At 73.9% G+C, this 20781-nt stretch carries 14 protein-coding genes; 10 read left to right on the top strand and 4 right to left on the bottom strand.

The features are described 5' to 3' along the window. The first annotated feature begins 52 nt into the window (after positions 1 to 52). The 3 genes from V6D49_RS07075 to V6D49_RS07065 all read left to right on the top strand — a co-directional run bounded on the left by V6D49_RS07075 (position 53) and on the right by V6D49_RS07065 (position 2378). Positions 53 to 805 (top strand): amino acid ABC transporter ATP-binding protein, encoded by a 753-nt coding sequence (locus V6D49_RS07075; protein ID WP_340563736.1) that lies wholly within the window; start codon positions 53 to 55, stop codon positions 803 to 805. Positions 806 to 927: 122 nt separating this feature from the next. Further along, positions 928 to 1890, top strand: a complete 963-nt coding sequence (locus V6D49_RS07070) for a zinc-binding dehydrogenase (protein WP_340558082.1) — start codon at positions 928 to 930, stop codon at positions 1888 to 1890. After that, on the top strand, positions 1887 to 2378 hold the full coding sequence (locus V6D49_RS07065; RefSeq protein WP_340558080.1) for a GNAT family N-acetyltransferase: 492 nt from the start codon (positions 1887 to 1889) through the stop codon (positions 2376 to 2378). The genes V6D49_RS07070 and V6D49_RS07065 overlap by 4 nt, the downstream gene beginning before the upstream one ends. A 32-nt stretch (positions 2379 to 2410) precedes the next feature. Here V6D49_RS07065 and V6D49_RS07060 read toward each other — a convergent pair whose 3' ends face one another. The 3 genes from V6D49_RS07060 to V6D49_RS07050 all read right to left on the bottom strand — a co-directional run bounded on the left by V6D49_RS07060 (position 2411) and on the right by V6D49_RS07050 (position 4647). Beyond that, complete coding sequence (locus V6D49_RS07060; protein ID WP_340558078.1) at positions 2411 to 3391, bottom strand: PadR family transcriptional regulator; 981 nt, start codon at positions 3389 to 3391, stop codon at positions 2411 to 2413. A 1-nt stretch (position 3392) separates the two neighbouring features. Further along, a complete protein-coding gene (locus V6D49_RS07055; RefSeq protein WP_340558077.1) occupies positions 3393 to 4301 on the bottom strand; it encodes a DUF4097 family beta strand repeat-containing protein in 909 nt (302 codons plus the stop codon). A 166-nt stretch (positions 4302 to 4467) separates the two neighbouring features. Further along, positions 4468 to 4647: a DUF6104 family protein gene (locus V6D49_RS07050; protein WP_191210994.1), complete on the bottom strand. Its 180-nt coding sequence runs from the start codon at positions 4645 to 4647 to the stop codon at positions 4468 to 4470. A 193-nt stretch (positions 4648 to 4840) separates the two neighbouring features. On the opposite strand from V6D49_RS07050, the gene V6D49_RS07045 reads away from it, so the two are divergent. The 7 genes from V6D49_RS07045 to fxsT all read left to right on the top strand — a co-directional run bounded on the left by V6D49_RS07045 (position 4841) and on the right by fxsT (position 16515). After that, positions 4841 to 5251: a CU044_2847 family protein gene (locus V6D49_RS07045; protein ID WP_340558076.1), complete on the top strand. Its 411-nt coding sequence runs from the start codon at positions 4841 to 4843 to the stop codon at positions 5249 to 5251. Next, positions 5248 to 7284 (top strand): VMAP-C domain-containing protein, encoded by a 2037-nt coding sequence (locus V6D49_RS07040; protein ID WP_340558074.1) that lies wholly within the window; start codon positions 5248 to 5250, stop codon positions 7282 to 7284. Before V6D49_RS07045 ends, V6D49_RS07040 begins: the two co-directional genes overlap by 4 nt. Positions 7285 to 7392: 108 nt before the next feature. Further along, positions 7393 to 8445 carry an AAA family ATPase gene (locus tag V6D49_RS07035; RefSeq protein WP_340558072.1) on the top strand — a complete coding sequence of 351 codons (1053 nt, stop codon included), beginning with the start codon at positions 7393 to 7395 and terminating at the stop codon, positions 8443 to 8445. Positions 8446 to 8448: 3 nt separating this feature from the next. After that, positions 8449 to 11670, top strand: a complete 3222-nt coding sequence (locus V6D49_RS07030) for an SAV_2336 N-terminal domain-related protein (protein WP_340558071.1) — start codon at positions 8449 to 8451, stop codon at positions 11668 to 11670. A 102-nt stretch (positions 11671 to 11772) separates the two neighbouring features. Beyond that, complete coding sequence (locus V6D49_RS07025; RefSeq protein ID WP_340558070.1) at positions 11773 to 11970, top strand: hypothetical protein; 198 nt, start codon at positions 11773 to 11775, stop codon at positions 11968 to 11970. A 61-nt stretch (positions 11971 to 12031) separates the two neighbouring features. Beyond that, positions 12032 to 13399, top strand: coding sequence for an aKG-HExxH-type peptide beta-hydroxylase (locus V6D49_RS07020; protein ID WP_340558067.1), 1368 nt, complete (start codon positions 12032 to 12034; stop codon positions 13397 to 13399). A gap of 92 nt (positions 13400 to 13491) precedes the next feature. Continuing rightward, the gene (gene fxsT / locus V6D49_RS07015) at positions 13492 to 16515 is read left to right on the top strand and encodes an FxSxx-COOH system tetratricopeptide repeat protein (protein ID WP_340558066.1); all 3024 of its coding nucleotides are present in this window, start codon (positions 13492 to 13494) and stop codon (positions 16513 to 16515) included. Between the two features lie 91 nt (positions 16516 to 16606). Here the strand turns inward: fxsT and V6D49_RS07010 are convergent, their stop codons facing one another. Next, a complete protein-coding gene (locus V6D49_RS07010) occupies positions 16607 to 20479 on the bottom strand; it encodes a multifunctional oxoglutarate decarboxylase/oxoglutarate dehydrogenase thiamine pyrophosphate-binding subunit/dihydrolipoyllysine-residue succinyltransferase subunit (RefSeq protein ID WP_340558064.1) in 3873 nt (1290 codons plus the stop codon). Positions 20480 to 20781 lie beyond the last annotated feature (302 nt).

The following is a 20781-nucleotide window of genomic DNA, read 5'->3' as shown; positions in this document are numbered from 1 at the left end:
CGGTACCGGGGCGACCGGCACCGAGGAGGACGCCGTGCAGCCCGTCCTGCCCATGGTGAAGGCCGAGCAGGTGCACAAGTCCTTCGGCCACACCGAGGTGCTCAAGGGCATCGATCTGGAGGTGGCGGCACAGGAGGTGTTCTGCCTCGTCGGCCCGTCCGGCTCGGGCAAGTCGACCTTCCTGCGGTGCATCAACCACCTGGAGAAGATCAACGCCGGCCGGCTGTACGTCGACGGGCGGCTCGTCGGCTACCGGCAGAAGGGCGACCGACTCTACGAGCTACGGGAACGTGAGGTGGCCGAGCAGCGCAAGGACATCGGCATGGTGTTCCAGCGCTTCAACCTCTTCCCGCACATGACGGCGCTGCAGAACGTCATGGAGGCACCCGTCCAGGTCAAGGGCGAGTCCAGGGCCGTGGCCCGGGAACGGGCGGAGCGGCTGCTGGAACGGGTGGGCCTCGCCGACCGGATGAGGAACTACCCGGCCCAGCTCTCCGGCGGCCAGCAGCAGCGCGTCGCCATCGCGCGGGCGCTCGCCATGGAGCCCAAGCTGATGCTCTTCGACGAGCCCACCTCGGCGCTCGACCCGGAGCTGGTCGGCGAGGTGCTGGACGTCATGCGCGGCCTCGCCGAGGACGGCATGACGATGATCGTCGTGACCCACGAGATGGGCTTCGCCCGCGAGGTCGGCGACTCCATCGTGTTCATGGACGACGGCGTCGTCGTCGAGTCCGGGAACCCGCGGGATGTCCTCACCAACCCGCAGCACGAGCGCACGCAGGCCTTCCTCTCGAAGGTCCTGTAACCACACGGCGCACCGAGGGCGGTGCGGACCCGGCCGGGTCCGCACCGCCCTCACGTGTGCGCGGCGCGTGTCACAGCGGCACCCCATTCCGCCCGGGCGCCGGGCCGCGTAGCTTGAGGATCATGTTTGCCGCGTATGCCGCCCGCATGGACCCCGAGCAGCCTCTGACCGGCCTGGAGCTGGGGGAACGCCCCGAGCCCGACGTGCCGCCCGGCTGGACGACCGTCGACGTCAAGGCCGCCTCGCTGAACCACCACGACCTGTGGTCGCTGCGCGGCGTCGGCCTGGGCGAGGAGGCGCTCCCGATGATTCTCGGCTGCGACGCCGCCGGGATCGACGCGGACGGCAACGAGGTGGTCGTCTACCCGGTGATCGGCCTGACGGGCCACGGTGTCGGCCCACGCGAGCCGCGCACCATCCTCACCGAGAAGTACCAGGGCACCTTCGCCGAGCGGGTGGCCGTGCCGCAGTGGAACGTCCTGCCCAAGCCCGCACAGCTCTCCTTCGAGGAAGCAGCCTGCCTGCCGACGGCGTGGCTGACGGCCTACCGCATGCTGTTCACCAAGGCCGGTGTCCGGCCGGGGGACAGCGTCCTCGTCCAGGGGGCCGGGGGCGGTGTGGCGACGGCCGCCATCGCGCTGGGTGCGGCGGCGGGGCTGCGCGTCTTCGCCACCAGCCGGGACGAGGCCAAGCGCGCGAAGGCGCTGGAACTGGGCGCCGAGGCCGTGTTCGAGCCGGGGGCGCGGCTGCCGCACCGGGTGGACGCCGTCATGGAGACCGTCGGCGCCGCGACGTGGTCGCACTCCGTGAAGTCCCTCAAGGCCGGTGGTGCGCTGGTCATCTCCGGGGCGACCAGCGGCTACCACCCGAAGGCCGCCGAGCTGAACCGCATCTTCTTCCTGGAACTGAAGGTCATGGGCTCGACCATGGGCACCAAGGAGGAGCTGGCCGGGCTGCTGGACTTCTGCGCGGCCAAGGGCCTGCGTCCGGTCATCGACTCCACGCTGCCGCTGGACCGCGCGCGTGAGGGCTTCGAGAAGATGGCCGCCGGGGACCTCTTCGGCAAGATCGTGCTGACGGTGTGAACGGCACCAGGCGCTGGACGGTCGCCCCGGCGCCGGTGGACGGCGCCGAGGCCCGCGCGGCACTGCTCGCCTACTACACCGACATCGTGGGCCGGTACCACGGCCGGCCCGCGACGGCGGAGGAGATCCGCACGGCGATGGCCGAGGAGCCCAGCGACGGGCTGGCGCCGCCGCACGGACGCTTTCTGCTCGGGCGGTACGCCGGGGACGTCGTCGGCTGCGCGGGCGTGCGGCTGCTGGAGCCCGGCACCGGAGAACTGACCCGCGTCTTCGTACGGCCGGAGCGGCGGGGCACCGGAGGCGGTGCCCTGCTGCTCGCGGCCGCGGAAGAGGCCGCGCGGGAACTGGGAGCGGTGCTCCTGCGCCTGGACACCCGAGCCGACCTCGTCGAGGCCCGGGCGCTGTACACGGCGCGCGGTTTCCGGGAGATCCCGGCCTACCACGACGGGCCCTACGCGGACCACTTCTTCGAGAAGGCCCTGGTCTGATCCACCGTCCGATCCGAACCGAGCCCTTCGGCTCAGCGGGGGCCCCGGAGTATGACGCCGATGTGGGCGGCGGCGGTGGACAGGTGGCGGCGTGCCTCCCGGAGCTGTTCCTCGGTGACGCCGTGGTCCCGCGCGGCGTCGCGTACCTCGTCCCGGAAGCGGTCCAGCAGGCGTTCCAGACTGCGTGCCGGGTCCGCCTCCGGCTCGTTCCCCTCAGCCGCCCACTCCGGCGCGGGGGGTGCTGCCGGGCCGCCGCCCGCCGGAGGTCCGCCCGCCTCGCCCTCCTGCGGTCCGCTCGACGGGGAGTGCCACGGCGGGGTGTTGCCCGTGAAGCGCCCGAGCCGGCTCATCTCCCGCGCCAGCTGCGCCATGCCCTCCCGGACCGCCCCCTGCCAGTCCCCGGTCTGGGTGTGGGAGGAGACGCGGTCCTGCACTTCGCGGGCGATCCGGCGGACTTCCTCCTGCGCCGCCCGCTGGGCGTCCTGATGTGCCTGCCGGGCCTCCTCCTGGGCGGCGCGACTCTCCTTGCGGGCCTTGCGGCTCTCCGCCTTGGCCCGGCGGGCCTCCTCCTTCCACTCCCGGGTGGCCGTCTGCCACCAGGCGTCCGGCTCGTCCTCGCCCGGGGCACGCGTGCGCTCGGCGGCCTCCCTCATCTCGCGGCGCAGGTCGTCCGCCGAGCCGCGGACGTCCTCCCGGATCTCCCCGGCCAGGGCCGCCAGGGAGTCGTGGAGCTCCCGCTCCAGGTCGGTCAGCTCGCCGCGACGGCCCGCCAGCTCGGCGCGGCCGTCCTGGGTGAGCCGGTAGACCTTCCGCCCGCCCTCGGTGGTGTGGCTGACCAGCCCCTCGGCCTCCAACTTCGCCAGGCGGGGGTAGACGGTGCCGGCGGACGGGGCGTACAGGCCGCGGAAGCGCTCCTCCAGCAGCCTGATCACCTCGTAGCCGTGCCGGGGGGCCTCCTCCAGGAGCTTCAGCAGGTACAGGCGGAGCCGGCCGTGGGCGAAGACGGGGGGCATGTCAGGCGTCCTTCGCGAAGGAGGGGGCGTCGGTGGGGGAGGGGCTCCTGCGCAGGAGCGCGATACGACCGGAGACGGTCGTGGCCTTCACGCTGCCGCGTCCGGAACCGAGGGTGCCGGTGAGGCGTTTGGCGCCCCATTGGCCGCTGACCCGGAGGTCGTCAAACCCGCAGGAGAGGGAGCCGCCGCCCGTGTGGGCCTCGACCACGGCGTCGGGACGCTGGGGGAGGCGTATCGCGATCTCCCCGGAGACGCTGGTGAGACACAGCGCGCCGGGCACGGAGCCCCGCTCGTGGTCCCTGGGCTCCCCGGGGGCTTCGGGGAACGCCGCGCCGTGTGTGTCGCTCACGTCCACGATGAGGTCACCGGTGACGGTGTCCGCCCTGAGGGCGCCCGCTCCGCCGTCGATCACCGTGAGGGTGCCGGAGACCGAGTGGAACGTGAGGTCGCCCGCCAGGCCCTGGGCCTCGACGCCACCGGAGACCGTGTGCGCGTGGGCGGGGCCGCGTAGCCCGACGAGTGTCGTGCCGCCGGAGATGCCGCGGATCTCGGTCCGGCCGGTGATGCGTGACACCACGGCGTCGGCACCGACGACGGCCACCCGCACGTCGGCGGACGCGGGGACGGCCAGGGTGACGTCGGCGCTGCGCCGCCGCCCCTCGCCGTCCAGCAGCTTGAGGAACCCCTGCCACGGCACGTCCTCGTAGGCGACGGTCAGGCTGCCGCCCTCCTGGACGACGCGCAGCGGCGGGCCGTCCAGGGCCGAGATCTCCAGCCGGGGGGTGGCGCTGGGCTCCAGGCCGACGACGTTCACGGTGCCGCCGACGACGCGGATCTGCGCCCGGTGGACGGGCTCGGTGAGGGTGAGCTGTTGTGGGCTCTCGACCCACCGCTCGCTTCGGCTGGACACAGGAAGGTCCTCCCCGTTCGGGCTGGACGGCACGCAACATATCGCGTTTGCGCTACTCACGATACATCGCGTTCGCCGCACGTCAAGGGCTGCCTGCCCGGGGCTCACGCGAGGGATGTCCGCCGCAGGCGGGACGCGATCTATCGCGTCCGAGGTCGGCCCGGCGTCACTCGTCGTCCTCGTCGTCGAGACGGGCCAGCCACGTGGCGAGGCGTTCCACGGGGACCTCGAAGTCGGGGTTGAGGTCGACGAACGTCCGAAGCTGTTCGGCCAGCCACGCGAGGGTCACCTCCTCCTCGCCGCGCCGGTTCTCCAGCTCCTCGATGCCTCGGTCGGTGAAGTACAACGTGCTCTCCGTCGCCGTTCGGGTGTCTGCCCGCAGGATATGCCGGGCCCGCACGCGCCCCGCCCGCCCGTCCGGCCCGCTGGTCCCGGCCCCGCCGCGTCCGCCCTTCGCCCCTCGCGTCCGCCCGGTCGCGCCGATAGCCTGCTGCTCGGACCGGGGGTTCAACGACTGTGTGCGAACGGGGTGTTGGCGCGTGGGTGAGGGCATCAGCCAGCTGCGACTGGACGACGGGACCGTCGTGTGGGCCCGGATCAGCGAGGCGCAGGAGCTGCGTCCGCCGGGCGGCTACCGGGACTCCGCGCTCTCCGGCCGCGTCGCGGAGCTCGCCTCGGGCCTCTCCGACACCGTGCGCGGTGTCGTGCGCTCCGTGCGCATGGGCATGGCCACCGCCGCACCGGACGAGGTGACCGTCGAGTTCGGCCTGGAACTGGCGGCCCAGGAGGGGCGGTTGGTGAGCCTTCTGGCCAACGCCCAGGGCACCGCATCGATCAACGTGACGCTGACGTGGTCCGAGCGCGGCCCGCGCCGGGGCGAGGGCGACGGCTCCGGCGGGACGCCGCCCGGACCGGGGGACGCCGCCGCCTCCGCGCCGTCCGCTCCGTGAGCCCCCTGGACGCGCTGGTACGCAGTGCGGCCGTGCGCATCGCCGCCCCCGGAGAGGGGTATGACGGGGCCAGCGACGCGTTCTGGGGAACGGGCTTCTTCATCGCCCCCACCTGGGTTCTGACCTGCGCACATGTCCTGGCCGAAGGAGGTGGCGAGGTGTGGGGTACCACGGACGCCGTCGGTGTCACCTGGGCGGGCGGCCGGACCACCGGCACCGTGCGCCTCGCCCACCCCGTGCCGCGCCACGGCGAGGTCTTCCGGGGGTGGCCCGCCCCCGACCTCGCGCTCGTCCACGTCCCGGAGGCGCTCGACGTCGCGTGCGTGTGGCTCAGCGACCGCTCGTCGTTCGAGGGCAGCCGGATCTCCCTGCACGGCTGGTCCCTGACGACCGGCACCCGCGCCTACCGGCCCGCGGTGGGGCAGGTCAGCGGGCTGGACGGGCCGCTGCTCCTCCTGCGCGGTGAACGGCCCGTCGCGGGCACGTCCGGCGGCCCGCTGGTGGACCGGGTCCGGGGCGAGGTCATCGGCGTGTGCAAGGCACGGGACGAGGGCGACCCCACCGCGGGGGTCGCCGTCCCCGTCACCGCGCTGCACGCGCTGCGCGAGCTGCCCGGTGGCGACGCGCTGCTGACGCAGGTCCTCGCGGCCCACGACGCCCACCACCTGGCCCGGCAGCGCACCCTCGGTTCCGACTCCTCCTGGACGGACGCCCAGCTGGAGCTCCTGGGCGACCGGCTCCGTCGTTTCGACCCGGCACTGCGCGCCCATCTGCTCGGCAGGCTGGCCGCGTTGACGCCGCCCGCGACGTCCGGGGAGGTGGCCTCGCTGGTGGACGGCGTGCGCCGGCGCACCCTCCAGGGCCGCTACCGGCCAAGCGTGGACGAGCCGGCGCCGCGCACCTGGCGGGAGGGCGTCGGGCTGCTCTACGGGCGGGACGAGGCACGGGAGCTGATGGGCGTCGTGCTGTACGCGGCGGAGGTCGCGAGCCTCGTCCGGGCGCGCGGCCACGAGGACGACGTGGGCCCGCTGCGGGAGCTGGGCGCCTGGGTGCGCACGGCCGCCGAACCGCTCATCGACATCCGCCAGGAGGTGCAGGAGATCCTGGACGGCGACGGCCCGGGCACCGTCAAGCGGCCCCGGCCGCGCGCCGCCGTCCGGGTGGTGATCCACCCGTGCGGCTACGGGGACCGCTACCCGTGGGAGGTCAAGCTCGTCTTCGACCCGCAGGGCGGGGACGACGCCGGGGGCGTGCGGGGCTTCGACGGCGACGACACCGGGCACCGCAGGCGGGAGCTGCGCACCGCCCTGCGCGCCCCGCTGGCGGCGGCGCTGAACCAGTGCGACGTCGGCGGGCAGCTCGCCGCCGTGGAGTTCGTGGTGCCGCGCGACCTGTTCGACACGCCCTTCGACACCTGGGAGCTGGCGCCGCGCCGCACCCCGGAGGGGACCAACCCGCACGGCCTGCCGCTCGGGCAGCGGCGGGTCGTCGCCGTCCGGGACCTGCTGCGCACGACCGTCGAGCCCACCCCGGAGTGGCAGCGGCGCTGGACGGCCGCGCAGGACGGGCCGTTGGCGGCGGTACCGCTCCGGGCGGGCGTGCCGGGGGACGGCCACGACGCCGGGCCGCGCGGCGAGAGCTGGCTGGCCGCCTACGACCGGCTCTCCAACGCGGACCCGGCGAGCGTCCCGATCTTCTGCGGCGGGGTCGGGCAGGGCGACGGCGCGCAGGCGCTGGACGCCGCACTCGCCGCCGGGCACCCCGTCGTCATCTGGCGCTCACAGGCCACCGGGCACACCGATTGCGCCGATTTCCACCGGCAGGCCGAGGAGTTCGTGGCCGAGGTCCGTACGGCCGAGCGGCTGCACGGCCCGCTGCGCAGCCTGCGCATCCGCACCGGCGACCCCGACCGGCTCGAACCGGAGACGGCGTGGGGCCGGTCGATCGCCCTGCTCTTCGACCCGCCCGACCCGCGGACGGGCGGCACCGGCCCGGTCCACGAGCCGTACCCGACCCCGGAGGTGCCCTGGTGAACCACCGGTCGAGCACGCGTCAAGTGCCGTGCTCCGGACGGCCGGAGGGCTCCGCAGCCCCGGCCGCGAGGAGTACCGTCGACCACCGAGCCCGTGAGGAGGCCGTCCGTGAATGACTGGCGCATCTACCGGGGTGCGGGGCTGCCGCACGACGGGGTCCGACGGCTGCCCCCGCCGCCGCCCTGGCGGGACTTCGCCGCCGGACGGCCGCCGGAACACGCCGGAGAACACGCCGGGGAACACGCCGGCGAGGACGCCGGGCAGGAGACGGACCCGAGCGCGGCCCGCCGCCTCGGTGTGCGCCGTCGCCTGGTGGAGAACCACCACCCCCGGCCGGAGGAGGTGGAGGCTGTCAACGCGGCGCTCTACCTGCGCCGCCCCCTCATCGTGACCGGCAACCCGGGGACGGGGAAGTCGACGCTGGCGCACGCCGTCGCCCACGAGCTGGGGCTGGGCCGGGTGCTGCGCTGGCCGATCGTCAGCCGCACGACCCTGCAGGACGGTCTGTACCGCTACGACGCCATCGGGCGGCTGCAGGACGTCCAGCTGGAGCGCGCGGCGGGCGGTGCGGCCGGTCACGGGCCACCGTCCATCGGCTCCTACATCCGTCTCGGCCCGCTCGGCACGGCCCTGCTGCCCGCGGAACGCCCCCGCGTGCTGCTCGTCGACGAACTCGACAAGAGCGATCTCGACCTCCCCAACGACCTGCTCAACGCCCTGGAGGAGGGCGAGTTCACCATCCCCGAGCTGGAACGCGTCGCCGACCGGGAGCCCACGGCGGAGGTCCTGACCGACGACGGGGTACGGGTGCCGGTGACGGGCGGCCGGGTGCGCTGCACGACGTTCCCGTTCATCGTCCTGACGTCCAACGGGGAACGGGACTTCCCGCCCGCCCTGCTGCGCCGCTGCATCCAGCTGGAGCTGGCGCCGCCCGGTGAGGAGCAGCTCGTCGCCATGGTCACCGCCCACCTCGGCGGCGACGCGGTCACGGCGGGGGAGGATCTCATCGAGCGGTTCCTCAGCCGCGACCCCGGCTCGGTCATCGCCGCGGACCAACTGCTGAACGCCCTCTACCTCACCCAGCACACCCCGCAGGCCGAGCGGGTGACCCGGGACCGCCTCGCCGAGATCCTCATGCAGCCGCTCGACCGGCCGAGGTGAACGGTGAAGGCGTCGGAGGGGCCGCTGCGCGACCTGCTGGCCCGGCTGCGGGCGGCCGGTCTCGACCCGACGGCCGAGGACCTCGCCGACGCCCTGTGGCTGGCCGGCCGGGCGGCTTCCGGAGGGGACGCCGGAGAGCCCGGTGACGCCCGGCGTCCGGCACCGGCCCGGCCCGCGCCGTCCGACGCCGACGCACCCGCGTCCCCCTCCGGCCACCCGGGCCCGCCGGACGACTCCGGCGGGCGGGACGACTCCGGCGGGCGGGACGACTCCGGCGGGCGGAACGGCCCCGACGGGCAGGGCGGCTCCCGGGCGGTGCCGCCCGTGCCCCTGTTCACCCCCGGCCCCGACGTCCACGGCGGCTCCGGGACGGACGCCCCCGCCCCGGGCCCGGGTGACGGCGGGCCCGCGCCGACGGCCTTCCCCGTCCGTGCCCCCGCGGCCGCCGCCCTCCCCGGCCTCCTCGACCTGCAGCGCGCCCTGCACCCCCTGCGCGGCTACCGGCCGCCGACCGGTTCCGGCCGCTATCGTCTCGACGAGGACGCCACGGCCGACCTCAGCGCCCGGGCCGGCGTCCTGCGGCCCGTCTTCCGCCCGGTCGAACGCTGGGGAACCGACATGCAGCTCCTCCTCGACACGTCCCCCTCCATGGTCGTGTGGGAGCGCATGTTCGAGGAGCTGCGGCAGGTCTGCGAACAGATCGGCGTCTTCCGGGACGTACAGGTCCACTACCTGCACACCGGCCCGGACGGCGGCGCGGCCATCGGCACGTCGGCCGCCGGGGGCGCGCCCCGGCTGCGCGCCCCCGGCCAGTTCCGCGACCCGACGGGCCGCCGGCTGACCCTCGTCGTGAGCGACGGCGTGGGCCCGCTGTGGCGCAGCGGCGCGGCCCAGCGCATGCTGCACGGCTGGGCGGGGACGGCGCCGGTCGCCGTCGTGCAACCGCTGCCCCCGCGGCTGTGGCCGCGCACGGCCCTGCCCGCCGTCCCCGGCCGGCTGCTGCGCGAGCCCGCCGGTGGCCCGCCCGGCTTCCGGCCCGACGGCTACGGGCCCGGCGCGCACCCCGCCCCCGGCGCGCGGCCGGTGCCGGTGCTCTCGCCCACGGCGGTGGCGCTGGGCGCCTGGGCGCGGCTGCTGTCCGGTGCGGGGGACGTCGCGGTGCGCGGCGCCGCCGCCTGGTTACGGCCCGACCACCCGCCCGCTCCGGCCCCCGGACCCCACCGGCAGGCGGCGCGGAGCCCGGAGGAGGTGCTGCGTGCGTTCACGGCGAGCGCCTCACCGGGCGCCCGCAGGCTCGCCGCGCACCTCGCCGCCGCCCCCACGACCCTGCCCGTCATGCAGCTGGTGCAGCGCGCGCTGCTTCCGGGCACCGGACCGATGGAGCTGGCCGAGGTACTGCTCGGCGGGCTGCTGTGGCAGGTGCCCGGGCCCGTCGAGGGCCCGGCGCACGGCATCGGCGCCGGGCCGCACTACCGCTTCGCGCGGGGCGTGCGCGAGATGCTGCTGGAGTCGCTCGGGCAGGACGCGGCGGCCAACGTGCTGCACCACTGCTCGCAGCTCGTCGCCCGGCACTTCGGCAGGGGCGCCCGGAACTTCCCCGCGTGGGCGGTCGCCCGGCTCACCTCGGGCGCGGCGGGCGGTGCGGTGGGCGGCCCGACCGGCCCGACCAGCCCGACCGGTCACGAGGGGGCGTCCGCCGGAGAGGAGGACGACGACGGCGGCGTCACCTCGCAGACGTCACTCTTCGCCGAGGTGCCCGCACGGGTGGTGCGCTGGTTCCAGCCCGCACCCGCCACGGAGGACGGCGCGGGCTCCCTCGGCAAGGCGGAGTCGCTGCTGCGCGAGTGGCGGCGGCAGCGCGACCCGGCGCTGCTGGCCCAGGCCCGGCACCACGCCACCCAGGCCCTGGACGGCGCCGAGGCCGACGCCGTGGCGGACGCCGACGGGGTCCGTGCCCGGCTCGCCCTCGGCCGGGCCCTGCTCGCGCTGGCGGGCACGCCCGCCGTCCGGCGGGACACTGCCGCGCGCCGGGCGCTGCTGGAGGAGGCCGCGTCGTGGCTGCGCGAGGCCGTGCGCCGGTCCGGGCCGGGCCACGCCCGGCGGACGCAGGCCGTCCTGGAGCTGGCCGCCGTCCACCACGACACCTGGCAGACCACCGGAAGCCTTCCGCAACTCGACTCGGCGGTGGAGGTGTTGAGTGGCCTCGATCCGGAAACGCTGCCTCCTGAAGAGCGCCGCACGCGGCATCTGCGGCTGGGACGGGCGCTGCTGGCCCGCGCCGAGGCCGAACCGGTACCCCGGGCCAGGGCGCGGCTGGTCGCCGACTCGGTGGCCGAACTGCGCGCGGCCTGCGAGCAGTCACAGGCCGCGGAGGTGCCCGCCGAGCTGCGGGCCGGAGCTCTGCTGGACTTCGCCGCGGCCCTGCGGCTGCACGGCCGCACCGAGGAGGCACTGGAGACCGTGAGCCGCGCTGACGAGCTGACCGGCCGGCACGAGGAGAACCCGGCCCTCAGAGAACGACTGCTGCTCATCCGGGCCCGCTCCCTGGCGGACGCCGGGCGCGCCGAGGAGACCGACGCCGCCTACGACCTGATCGCGGACCGCGCACCGCGCGACAGCATGCGCCGGTGCGAGGTGCTCGCCGAGTGGGGCGCCGACCTGCTCGCCCGCGCCGACGCCCCCACGGCGGCCCCGGAGACGGTGGCGCGCGCCGAAGGCGTCCTGCGCGAGGCGTTCGCCACCGTGCCGGGCCGCTCCCCGCTCTTCTCCCGCCTCCAGCTGCTCCTCGCCCGGGCCCTGCTCGTGCGCTACCGCAGGGACGGCTTCCCACCGGACCGCTACGAGGCCCTGCACCTGCTCACCGAGGCCGCGCGCCGTGGCGTCGACGCCGAACTGCGGTCCGCCGCCTGGCTGGAGCTCGGCCGCGTGCAGGCGGCGGACGAGGGTGCGGCGTCGGCGCGGGGCCGGGCGGACGCGGCGGCCTCCCTCGACGCCTCGCTCGCCGAGGCCCGCGCGGCGGCGGAGGACCGTCCGTCGGTGGCCGTCGCCCGCGCCCTGCACGCGCGGGGGGAGCTGCGGGAGGCCGAGGGCCGCTCCGGTGCCGCGCTGGACGCCTACCGCGAGGCGTCGCTCGAGTGGCGGCGGCTCGTCGCCCACCTCGACCCGGTGCCATGGGAGGAGGTGGAGGCGACCCGGCAGCGCCTGGCCGGACTCGACGGCCGGTGACCGAAGCGCACCCGAACGGGTTTCCGTATCCGGCGCGGTGGGAAGAACCGTGCAGCCGTTCGGGGCGCGTTCGGTGGGTGGCAGCGGGGAGGAGAGCGCAGGGTGACCAAGGACGTGCAGGCGGCGCCGTCAGGCCGGGCGCCCGGGGCCCGCCCCCTTCCGGACCTCGGTGGAGTCGCCCTCGCGGCCTTGGCGGACCTGACGGAACCCCATCTCTCGGCCCGGGTCGACGCCATACTCAGCGACCCGGAGGTGCTCGCCGAGATCTGGTGCGGGGGAGGGCCGGACCAGGAAGGGTGATTTCCGGCCAGTTTCCTCCGCGCCGGCCCGGCCGCCGGAGGCGCATCCCGAGGAGGCGCCCGTGGCGGCGACCAGCGCGACGAGTCCGACCCGCCTGCCGGGCCCGGCGCTCGCCCGCCTGGCGGCCACCCGGCCCGTGCCCGGCGACCTGGCCCTGCTGCGCCGAGCCGTGGACGACCGTCGGCTGGTGCTCCTCAAGGCCCTCCACACCCGGCTGCGGCGGCCCCCCGACGCGGTCGGCCCCGAGGCACGCCGTGCGTTCGAGGCCCACTGGGACCTGCTCGCCCGCGCGGAGGCCCGCCGTCCCCGGGCGGCCCGCGCCGCACTCGGCTACCCGACGGTGGGCGCCCGGCTGGTGGCCGCGCTCCGGGCGGCGGACGGCGCCGGTCTGGAGCGGGCGCTGACCGCCTTCGGGGCCACCGCGTCGGCGGTCGCCCTGCGCACCGGCACCCCGTTCACGGCCGACCTGGCAACGGAGGCCGGGGTGCTGGCGCTCCCCGGCGTGGGGGTGCTGCACACGCCCGCCTCGCGGGTGCGGGTGGACGCGTGGCGCGGCGGTGCGTGGCTGGCGCCGGTGGGCCGGCCCGCCGGCGTCGGACTGCTGCGCGTGCCCGGCCCAGGCGGAGGGCCGGTCCTCCGCGGGGCCGGGCCGGGCTGGCGGCAGCCCGCCCGGTTCCCCGCGTCGGGGGTGCGGCTGGAGGACGTCGACCCCTTCCGTGTCCCGCCCGGCGGGGTCGGACTCCCCACGGGCACGCCCCGGCCCGCGGCGGAGCGGCCGGAGTCGGCGGCACACCCGTGGGCGGCCCGGTGGCGTGCGGCTCTCGCCCTCCTGCTGACCGCCGATCCCGTCCGGGCGGCCGAGGCGACGGCCCTGCTGCGCGCCGTGGTGCCGCTCAGCGCGACGCCCTGCGGCGGCGGCCCCGCCGTCCACGGGGAGGCGCTGAGTGCGACGGCCCGGGCGATGCCGGGCGCCCTGCTCACCACGTGGCCGGGCTCCCCGGCCGAGCTGGCCGCCGTGGTGGTGCACGAGACGCACCACACGAAACTGGACCTCGTCCACGACCTGGTCCCCCTGCTCGACGACGGGGGCGGGCCCCCGGGGGCCACCACGTCCCCTGACCCGGGCCGGAGGCTGCACACGGTCGGCTGGCGCACCGACCCCCGCCCGCTGCGCGGCGTGCTGCACGGGACGTACGCGCACCTGGCGCTCGCCGACCTGTGGGCCCGCCTAGCCCGTGGCGCCGGTGCCCCCGAGCGCTTCCGCCGTACCGCTCGCGAGCGCCACGAACGCTGCTGGGAGCAGGTCGGGGAGGCGCTGCCCATCCTCCTAAATTCCGCTGAACTCACATACGCTGGACGTGAGTTCACCAAAGGCATGAGTGAGTACCACCGGAGTCTGGGGAATCGGCCCGGCTTGACCCGTGGTTGACCTGAGAGCCACGTTCTCGTGACGTAGAGTGATGTTCTCTCGCGTCAGTCGACGGGGATGGCGCGGTCCTACGCAACGAGGGAGACGTGCGCATGGCCGCACAGCGGCAGTCGGCAAGGAGCGGTGTGGACGAGTACCGCAGCGAGCACTTCGTCATCGCCTTCCCCGGCTACAACCGGCCCTGGGCCACGTGGATCGCGCGGCGGCTGGAAACCTACCGCCACACGACCACCCTGCACCGCTGGAACCCGCCGCGCGAGGAACCGCTGGAGACGGCCTTCGCGGACCTGCTGCTCTCCGGCAGCCGGGTGATCCTGGTGCTGAGTGACTGGTTCTTCCAACTGGGCCCGCGCCGGGAGGGTGAGTGGAACGATGTCCTCCGGGGCTATCTGCGGGAGCACTCCGACCGGTTCGCCGCCGTCAACCTGACCAACCGCACGCTGCTGCCGGCCACGACCGTCCTGCAGCCCGTGGACCTGTGGGCCGTCGGCGCGGAGGAGGCCGAGTGGCGCCTGCTGACCCGGCTCGGGCTGTCCACGAACGCGCCGGAGCGCACGCTCGGCGGAGTCGAGTCGCGCTACCCCAACGATCCGCCCGTCGTCTGGGGCGAGGTGCCGTTGCGCAACCCGCGCTTCACGGGCCGGGACGACCTGCTGATGGAGCTGCAGCAGCGGCTCACGGACGTTGACCAGGGCGTGTCGGCCTGTGCGCTGGTCGGCATGCCCGGCATCGGCAAGACGCAGCTGGCCGCCGAGTACGCGCACCGCTTCACCCCCGACTACGACATTGTCTGGTGGGTGCCCTCCGACCAACGCGGCACCCTGCGCGAGCGGTACGGCGAGCTCGCCCCCGAGCTCGGCCTGCGCACCGGCTCCGAGACCGGTGAGCGCATCCGCGTGGTGCGGGAGGCGCTGCGTCGCGGTGAACCGTACGGGCGCTGGCTCCTCGTCTTTGACGGATGGGACGACCTCGACGGAGCCGAACTGCTGCTGCCGCCCGGCCAGACGGGCCACGTCCTGGTCACCTCGCGTAACCGCGACTGGGGCCGCGTGGTCGACGTGGTCGAGGTACCCGGCTTCCGGCGGTACGAGTCGATCTCCTACCTGATGCGGCGGGCCCCGCACATCACCGCGGCCGACGCCGAACGCGTCTCCTTGGAGCACCGCGACGTGCCGCTGCCGCTGGCCCAGGCGGCGGCCCTGCTCGGCGAGTCGCACATGTCCGTCACCGAGTACCTCAGGTTGGTGCGGGACAGCGTCAACCCGATGCCCGGCCGCGCGGAGTTCGAGGGGTATTCCGACGCGTCGCTCACCTCCTGGTCCATCATGATCAACCGACTGCGGGCCGCACAGCCGCAGGCTGTCGAACTGCTGACCCTCGCCACGTGCTTCGCCCCCGGCCGCGTCCCGATCGGTCTCGTGCACGGCATCCCGGCGGGGGAGCTGCCCGAGAACCTGGCGTGGATCGGCCAGGACCCGGCCGGCTGGACCAGGGCGCTGGACGCGCTGGTCAACTACTCCGTCATCACCCGCGACACCCGCTCCGCAGCTGCCGCGTCCAGCGCCGGAGAGCCGAGTCCGCGCCACGAGACGATCCACATGCACCGGCTCGTCCACGATGTCGCCAGCCGGCTCACCACCGCCGAGGACCGCGAGACCTACCGCCGGGTCGTGCGCCGACTGCTGGCCGAGGCCGACCCCGGGCAGCCGCTTGAGGCGGCGCACTGGCCGCGCTACGCCGAACTGCTGCCGCACCTGGAGCCGTCCGGAGCCCTGACCAGTACCAACCCGCGTGTCCAGAGCACCGTGCTGAACTGCCTGCGCTACTGCCTGCGTGCCGGGGAGTACGTCCTCGGACGCCAACTCGCCGAACGCATCAGGCAGGAGTGGTCCGATTTCCTCACCCCTGACGCGCGGGCCATGCTGGAACTCACCACCCAGCAGGGCAACATCCTGCGCAACAGCGGCCACTTCCGCACCGCCTACGAACTGGACCGCAGCATGCTCGAACGGCTCCGCGCCGTCGAGGAGCCCGATCAGCACGCCCTGCTGACCGCCAGCAACTCCTACGCCCAGGACCTGCACTACCTCGGCCAGTACCAGGAATCCCTCCAGCTCCAGCGTGAGGTGCTGGAGAAGGCCCTGCTGCTGCGCGGGCCCGACGACTACACCACGCTGACCAACCGGCACAACGTAGCGCTCGCCCTGCGCATGCTCGGCCGGTACGCCGAGGCGTACGAGATGGACGTCGAGACGCTACGGATGCGCGAGTCCCTGCTGCGCACCCGGCACGCGGCGACCCTCTACTCCGGGACCGCCTGCGCCCGCGACCTGCGGCTGATGGGCCGCTACCGCGAAGCCCTCGCTCGCCAGGAACTGGGCATGCGGCTGCACGTCCAGGTCCTCGGCGGGCAGCACCCGCAGACGTTGTGGGCCCGCTACAACCTCGTGCTGTGCGAACGCCGGGCCGGCAGCCCCCACCAGGAAGTCGGGCGGGTCATGGCGAGCCTGCTCGAACAGTTCGAGCAGGTCAACGGCAGCGCCCACCATCAGACGGCCGTCTTCCGGACGGACTACGCGAACTACCTGCGCGAGCACGGGGACCTCGGCAAGGCCCGCGACCACCTGGACCAGGCCTCCGCCGTCTTCCGCAGCGTGCTGGGACCGGCGCACCCCATCACGACCGGCATGCTGTCCAACGCGGGGCTCGTCCTCCAGGCCGCCGGTGAACGCGCCGAAGCGATGGCCGTCTTCGAGTCCGCCTACGCCGGGCTCGCCGCCACCCTCGGCTACGACCACCCCTGGGTGCTCGGCTGCGCCCTCAACGCCGCCCGGGGCCGGAACTTCAACGACCGGCTGGAGGACGCGGCCGAGCTGAGCCGCGACACCCTGCGCCGGACCCGGCACGCGCTGGGCGAGGACCACCCGCTGACGCTGTCCGCGCAGACGGCACTCGCGGCCGACCTGCGGTCCCTGCGCGAACGGACCGAGGCGGACAAGCAGGAGGAGGATGCGCTCCAGCGCCTCACCCGCACGCTGGGGGCCCAGCACCCGCACACGCTCTCCGCGCAGCGCCGCGTCCGCCCCTACTGGGACTTCGAGGCCGCGATGGGCTGACCCGGAGCCCGCGACGCCCTGGGGCCGGGCCTCTCGACGAGAGGCCCGGCCCCAGGGATGACGCGGTCGTCCGGTCGGGACGGCGCGGGCGTCAGAGGTCGAAGACCTCCGCGACCAGCTCCGCCTGCTCCTGCGCGTGCCGCTTCGGCGAACCGACCGCCGGCGAGGACGAGGACGGACGCGAGACCCGGCGCAGCCGGTCCGCGTTGTCCGGCGCCGCGCCGATGATCAGGTCCAGGTGGTCCACCAGGTTCAGCGCGATGAACGGCCACGCCCCCTGGTTGGCCGGCTCCTCCTGGGCCCACACGTACTTCTGGGCCTTGGTGAAGGGCGCCAGGGCGTCCTGGATCTCCTTGGCCGGCAGCGGGTACAGCCGCTCGATCCGGATGAGCGCCGTGTCCGTCGCACCGCGCTTCCTGCGCTCGGCGTCCAGGTCGTAGTAGACCTTGCCGGAGCAGAAGACGACCTTGCGGATGGCCTCGGCACTCACCTCGCCGGAGTCCACCAGCGTGTCGCCGATGACCGGGCGGAAGCCGCCGGTGACGAACTCCTCCGTGCGGGAGGCCGCCGCCTTCAGCCGGAGCATCGACTTCGGCGTGAAGACGACCAGCGGCTTGTGGTGCGGGTTGTGCACCTGCCAGCGCAGCAGGTGGAAGTAGTTCGACGGCAGTGTCGGCATCGCGACGGTCATGCTGTTCTGCGCGCACAGCTGGAGGAACCGCTCGATGCGGGCCGAGGAGTGGTCCGGGCCCTGGCCCTCGTAGCCGTGCGGCAGCAGGAGCGTCACACCGGAGGTCTGACCCCACTTCTGCTCGGCCGAGGAGATGAACTCGTCCACGATCGTCTGCGCGCCGTTGACGAAGTCACCGAACTGGGCCTCCCACATCACCAGCGCCTCGGGGCGGGCCAGCGAGTAGCCGTACTCGAAGCCCATCGCCGCGAACTCGCTGAGGAGCGAGTCGTAGACGTTGTAGCGGGCCTGGTCCTGCGCCAGGTACAGCAGCGGGGTGTAGTCGTCGCCGGTGTTCTGGTCGATCAGCACCGCGTGGCGCTGGCCGAACGTGCCGCGTCGCGAGTCCTGGCCGGCGAGCCGGACCGGGGTGCCCTCCATCAGCAGCGAGCCGATGGCGAGCGTCTCGCCCATGCCCCAGTCGATGGTGCCGTCCTCGACCATGGCCGCGCGGCGCTGGAGCTGCGGCAGCAGCCTCGGGTGCACGGAGATCCGGTCGGGGATGTTGACCTGGGACTCGGCGATCCGCTTGACGACCTCCTGGCTGACCGCCGTGTCCAGCGCGACCGGGAACTCCGGCTTCGGCGGGGCCGACTCCGCCTGGCCCGGCGTCACGGCGGCCTCGCGGACCTCCGTGAACACCTTCTCCAGCTGCCCCTGGAAGTCCTGGAGCGCCTGCTCCGCCTCCTCCATGGTGATGTCGCCCCGGCCGATCAGCGACTCGGTGTAGAGCTTGCGCACCGAGCGCTTCTTGTCGATCAGGTTGTACATGCGCGGCTGGGTGAAGGACGGGTTGTCCGTCTCGTTGTGGCCCCGGCGGCGGTAGCAGACGAGGTCGATGACGACGTCCTTGTTGAACGCCTGCCGGAACTCGAACGCCAGCCGCCCCACGCGGACGACGGCCTCCGGGTCGTCGCCGTTGACGTGGAAGATCGGGGCCTCGATCATGCGCGCCACGTCGGTGCAGTACATCGACGAGCGGGCCGCCTCGGGCGCCGCCGTGAAGCCGACCTGGTTGTTGATCACGATGTGCACGGTGCCGCCGGTGCGGTAGCCGCGCAGCTGCGACATGTTCAGCGTCTCGGCCACGACGCCCTGGCCCGCGAAGGCCGCGTCGCCGTGCAGCTGGACGGGCAGGACGGTGAAGTCCGTGCCGCCCTTGCCGATGATGTCCTGCTTGGCGCGGACGACACCCTCGACGACCGGGTCCACCGCCTCCAGGTGGGAGGGGTTGGCCGTCAGCGAGACCTTGATCTCCTCGCCGTCCAGGCCGGTGAAGGTGCCCTCGGCGCCCAGGTGGTACTTGACGTCGCCGGAGCCGTGCATGGACTTCGGGTCGAGGTTGCCCTCGAACTCGCGGAAGATCTGCGCGTACGACTTGCCGACGATGTTGGCCAGCACGTTCAGCCGACCCCGGTGCGGCATGCCGACGACGACCTCGTCCAGCCGGGACTCGGCCGCCGAGTCGATGACGGCGTCGAGCAGCGGGATGACGGACTCGCCACCCTCCAGCGAGAACCGCTTCTGGCCGACGTACTTCGTCTGGAGGAACGTCTCGAACGCCTCGGCGGCGTTCAGACGGCGCAGGATGCGCAGCTGCTCCTCGCGCTCCGGGGTGGAGAACGGGCGCTCGACGCGGTCCTGGATCCACCTGCGCTGCTTCGGGTCCTGGATGTGCATGTACTCGATGCCGGTGGTGCGGCAGTACGAGTCGCGCAGCACGCCGAGGATCTCGCGCAGCTTCAGCATCGACTTGCCGGCGAAACCGCCGACGGCGAACTCGCGCTCCAGGTCCCACAGGGTGAGGCCGTGCGAGGCGATGTCCAGGTCGGGGTGCTTGCGCTGCTTGTACTCCAGCGGGTCGGTGTCGGCCATGACGTGGCCGCGCACCCGGTAGGAGTGGATCAGGTCGAAGACGCGGGCGGCCTTGGTGACCTCGTCGTCGTGGGAGACGTCGATGTCCTGGTTCCAGCGCACCGGCTCGTACGGGATGCGCAGGGACTCGAAGATCTCGTCGTAGAAGTCGTTCTGCCCCAGCAGCAGCTGGTGCATCTGGCGCAGGAACTCGCCGGACGCCGCGCCCTGGATGACGCGGTGGTCGTAGGTCGAGGTCAGCGTCATGACCTTGGAGATGCCCAGCTTGTTCAGGGTGTCCTGGGAGGTGCCCTGGAACTCCGCCGGGTACTCCATCGCGCCGACGCCGACGATGAGGCCCTGCCCGGGCATCAGACGCGGCACGGAGTGGACGGTGCCGATGCCGCCGGGGTTGGTCAGCGACGCGGTGACGCCGGAGAAGTCGTCCATCGTCAGCTTGCCGTTGCGGGCGCGCCGGACGATGTCCTCGTAGGCCTGCCAGAACTCGAAGAAGGTGAGGGTCTCGGCCTTCTTGATCGCGGCGACGACGAGCTGGCGGTCACCGTTCGGCTTCACCAGGTCGATGGCCAGGCCGAGGTTCACGTGGTCGGGCTTGACCAGCGTGGGCTTGCCGTCCTTCTCGGTGAACGAGTGGTTCATCGAGGGCATCGCCTTCAGCGCCTGCACCATGGCGTAGCCGATGAGGTGCGTGAAGGAGACCTTGCCGCCACGGGCGCGCTTGAGGTGGTTGTTGATGACGATGCGGTTGTCGAAGAGCAGCTTCACCGGGACCGCGCGGACGGAGGTGGCCGTCGGCAGCTCCAGCGAGGCGTTCATGTTCTTCGCGACGGCGGCACCGGGGCCGCGCAGCGTCACGTACTCGGGGCCGGCGCTCGGCTCCTCGGCGGCCGGGGCGCTCTTCGGCTGCTCCTTGGGCGTGGCGGCCTGTGCCTTCGGCTGCTCGTCCTTCGGCGCGGGCCGGGGCGTGGCGGCCTTCGGCTGCTCGGCCGGTGCCTTCGGGGCGGCCGGCTCCGGCGCGCGCTGCGGGGCCTGCTGGGCCGGCCGGGCCGCGGCCTGCGGCTGCGGAGCCGCCGCGGTCTGCGGCTGCCCGGCGGGCTTCTCCCCGGCGGCCGGGGCGGCCCCGGCCTGCGCGGGGGCGGCGGCTGCGGGAGCCTGCGGCTCCGCGCTCGTCGTCTGGCCCGGCTTGTAGTCGGCGAAGAAATCCCACCAGGCCCGGTCTACCGAGTTCGGGTCCTGGAGGTACTGCTGGTAGATCTCGTCGACGAGCCACTCGTTGTGACCGAAACCGGTGACGGGGCTCTTTCCTTGCCCGTCCTGGTCGGTCGAGATGCTCGAGGTCTTCGGGGACTGTGACGACACGGCGGCAACCGCCCTCTTCCGCTTCACATGGTGGTGGACAGCGGGAATTAAGGCTACGCCCCCGATGCCGTTCGGTGCAGTCCGGACCGGCCAGTCGTCGCGCACGTCACATCTGGAGCGGTGTTTCAGGGCGCGCGGAGGTGGGAAAGACACTGGGTTTTGCCTGCTCCGGGTACGTCGGCCCACGACTGCGGCCACCGAGTGCCACAGCCTTTCGAAGGCGTTACCGGTTCACGCGGGTTTCACACCCGGGTGGCCGAAGAGACGTCTCCCCGACACCGACGGACGGCGCCGTCGCCGAG

Origin of the sequence: Streptomyces sp. GSL17-111 (assembly GCF_037911585.1) — a bacterium.
Classification (GTDB): domain Bacteria; phylum Actinomycetota; class Actinomycetes; order Streptomycetales; family Streptomycetaceae; genus Streptomyces.
The sequence above is the reverse complement of the archived record's forward strand: the minus strand, read 5'-3'. Positions and strand labels throughout refer to the sequence as shown.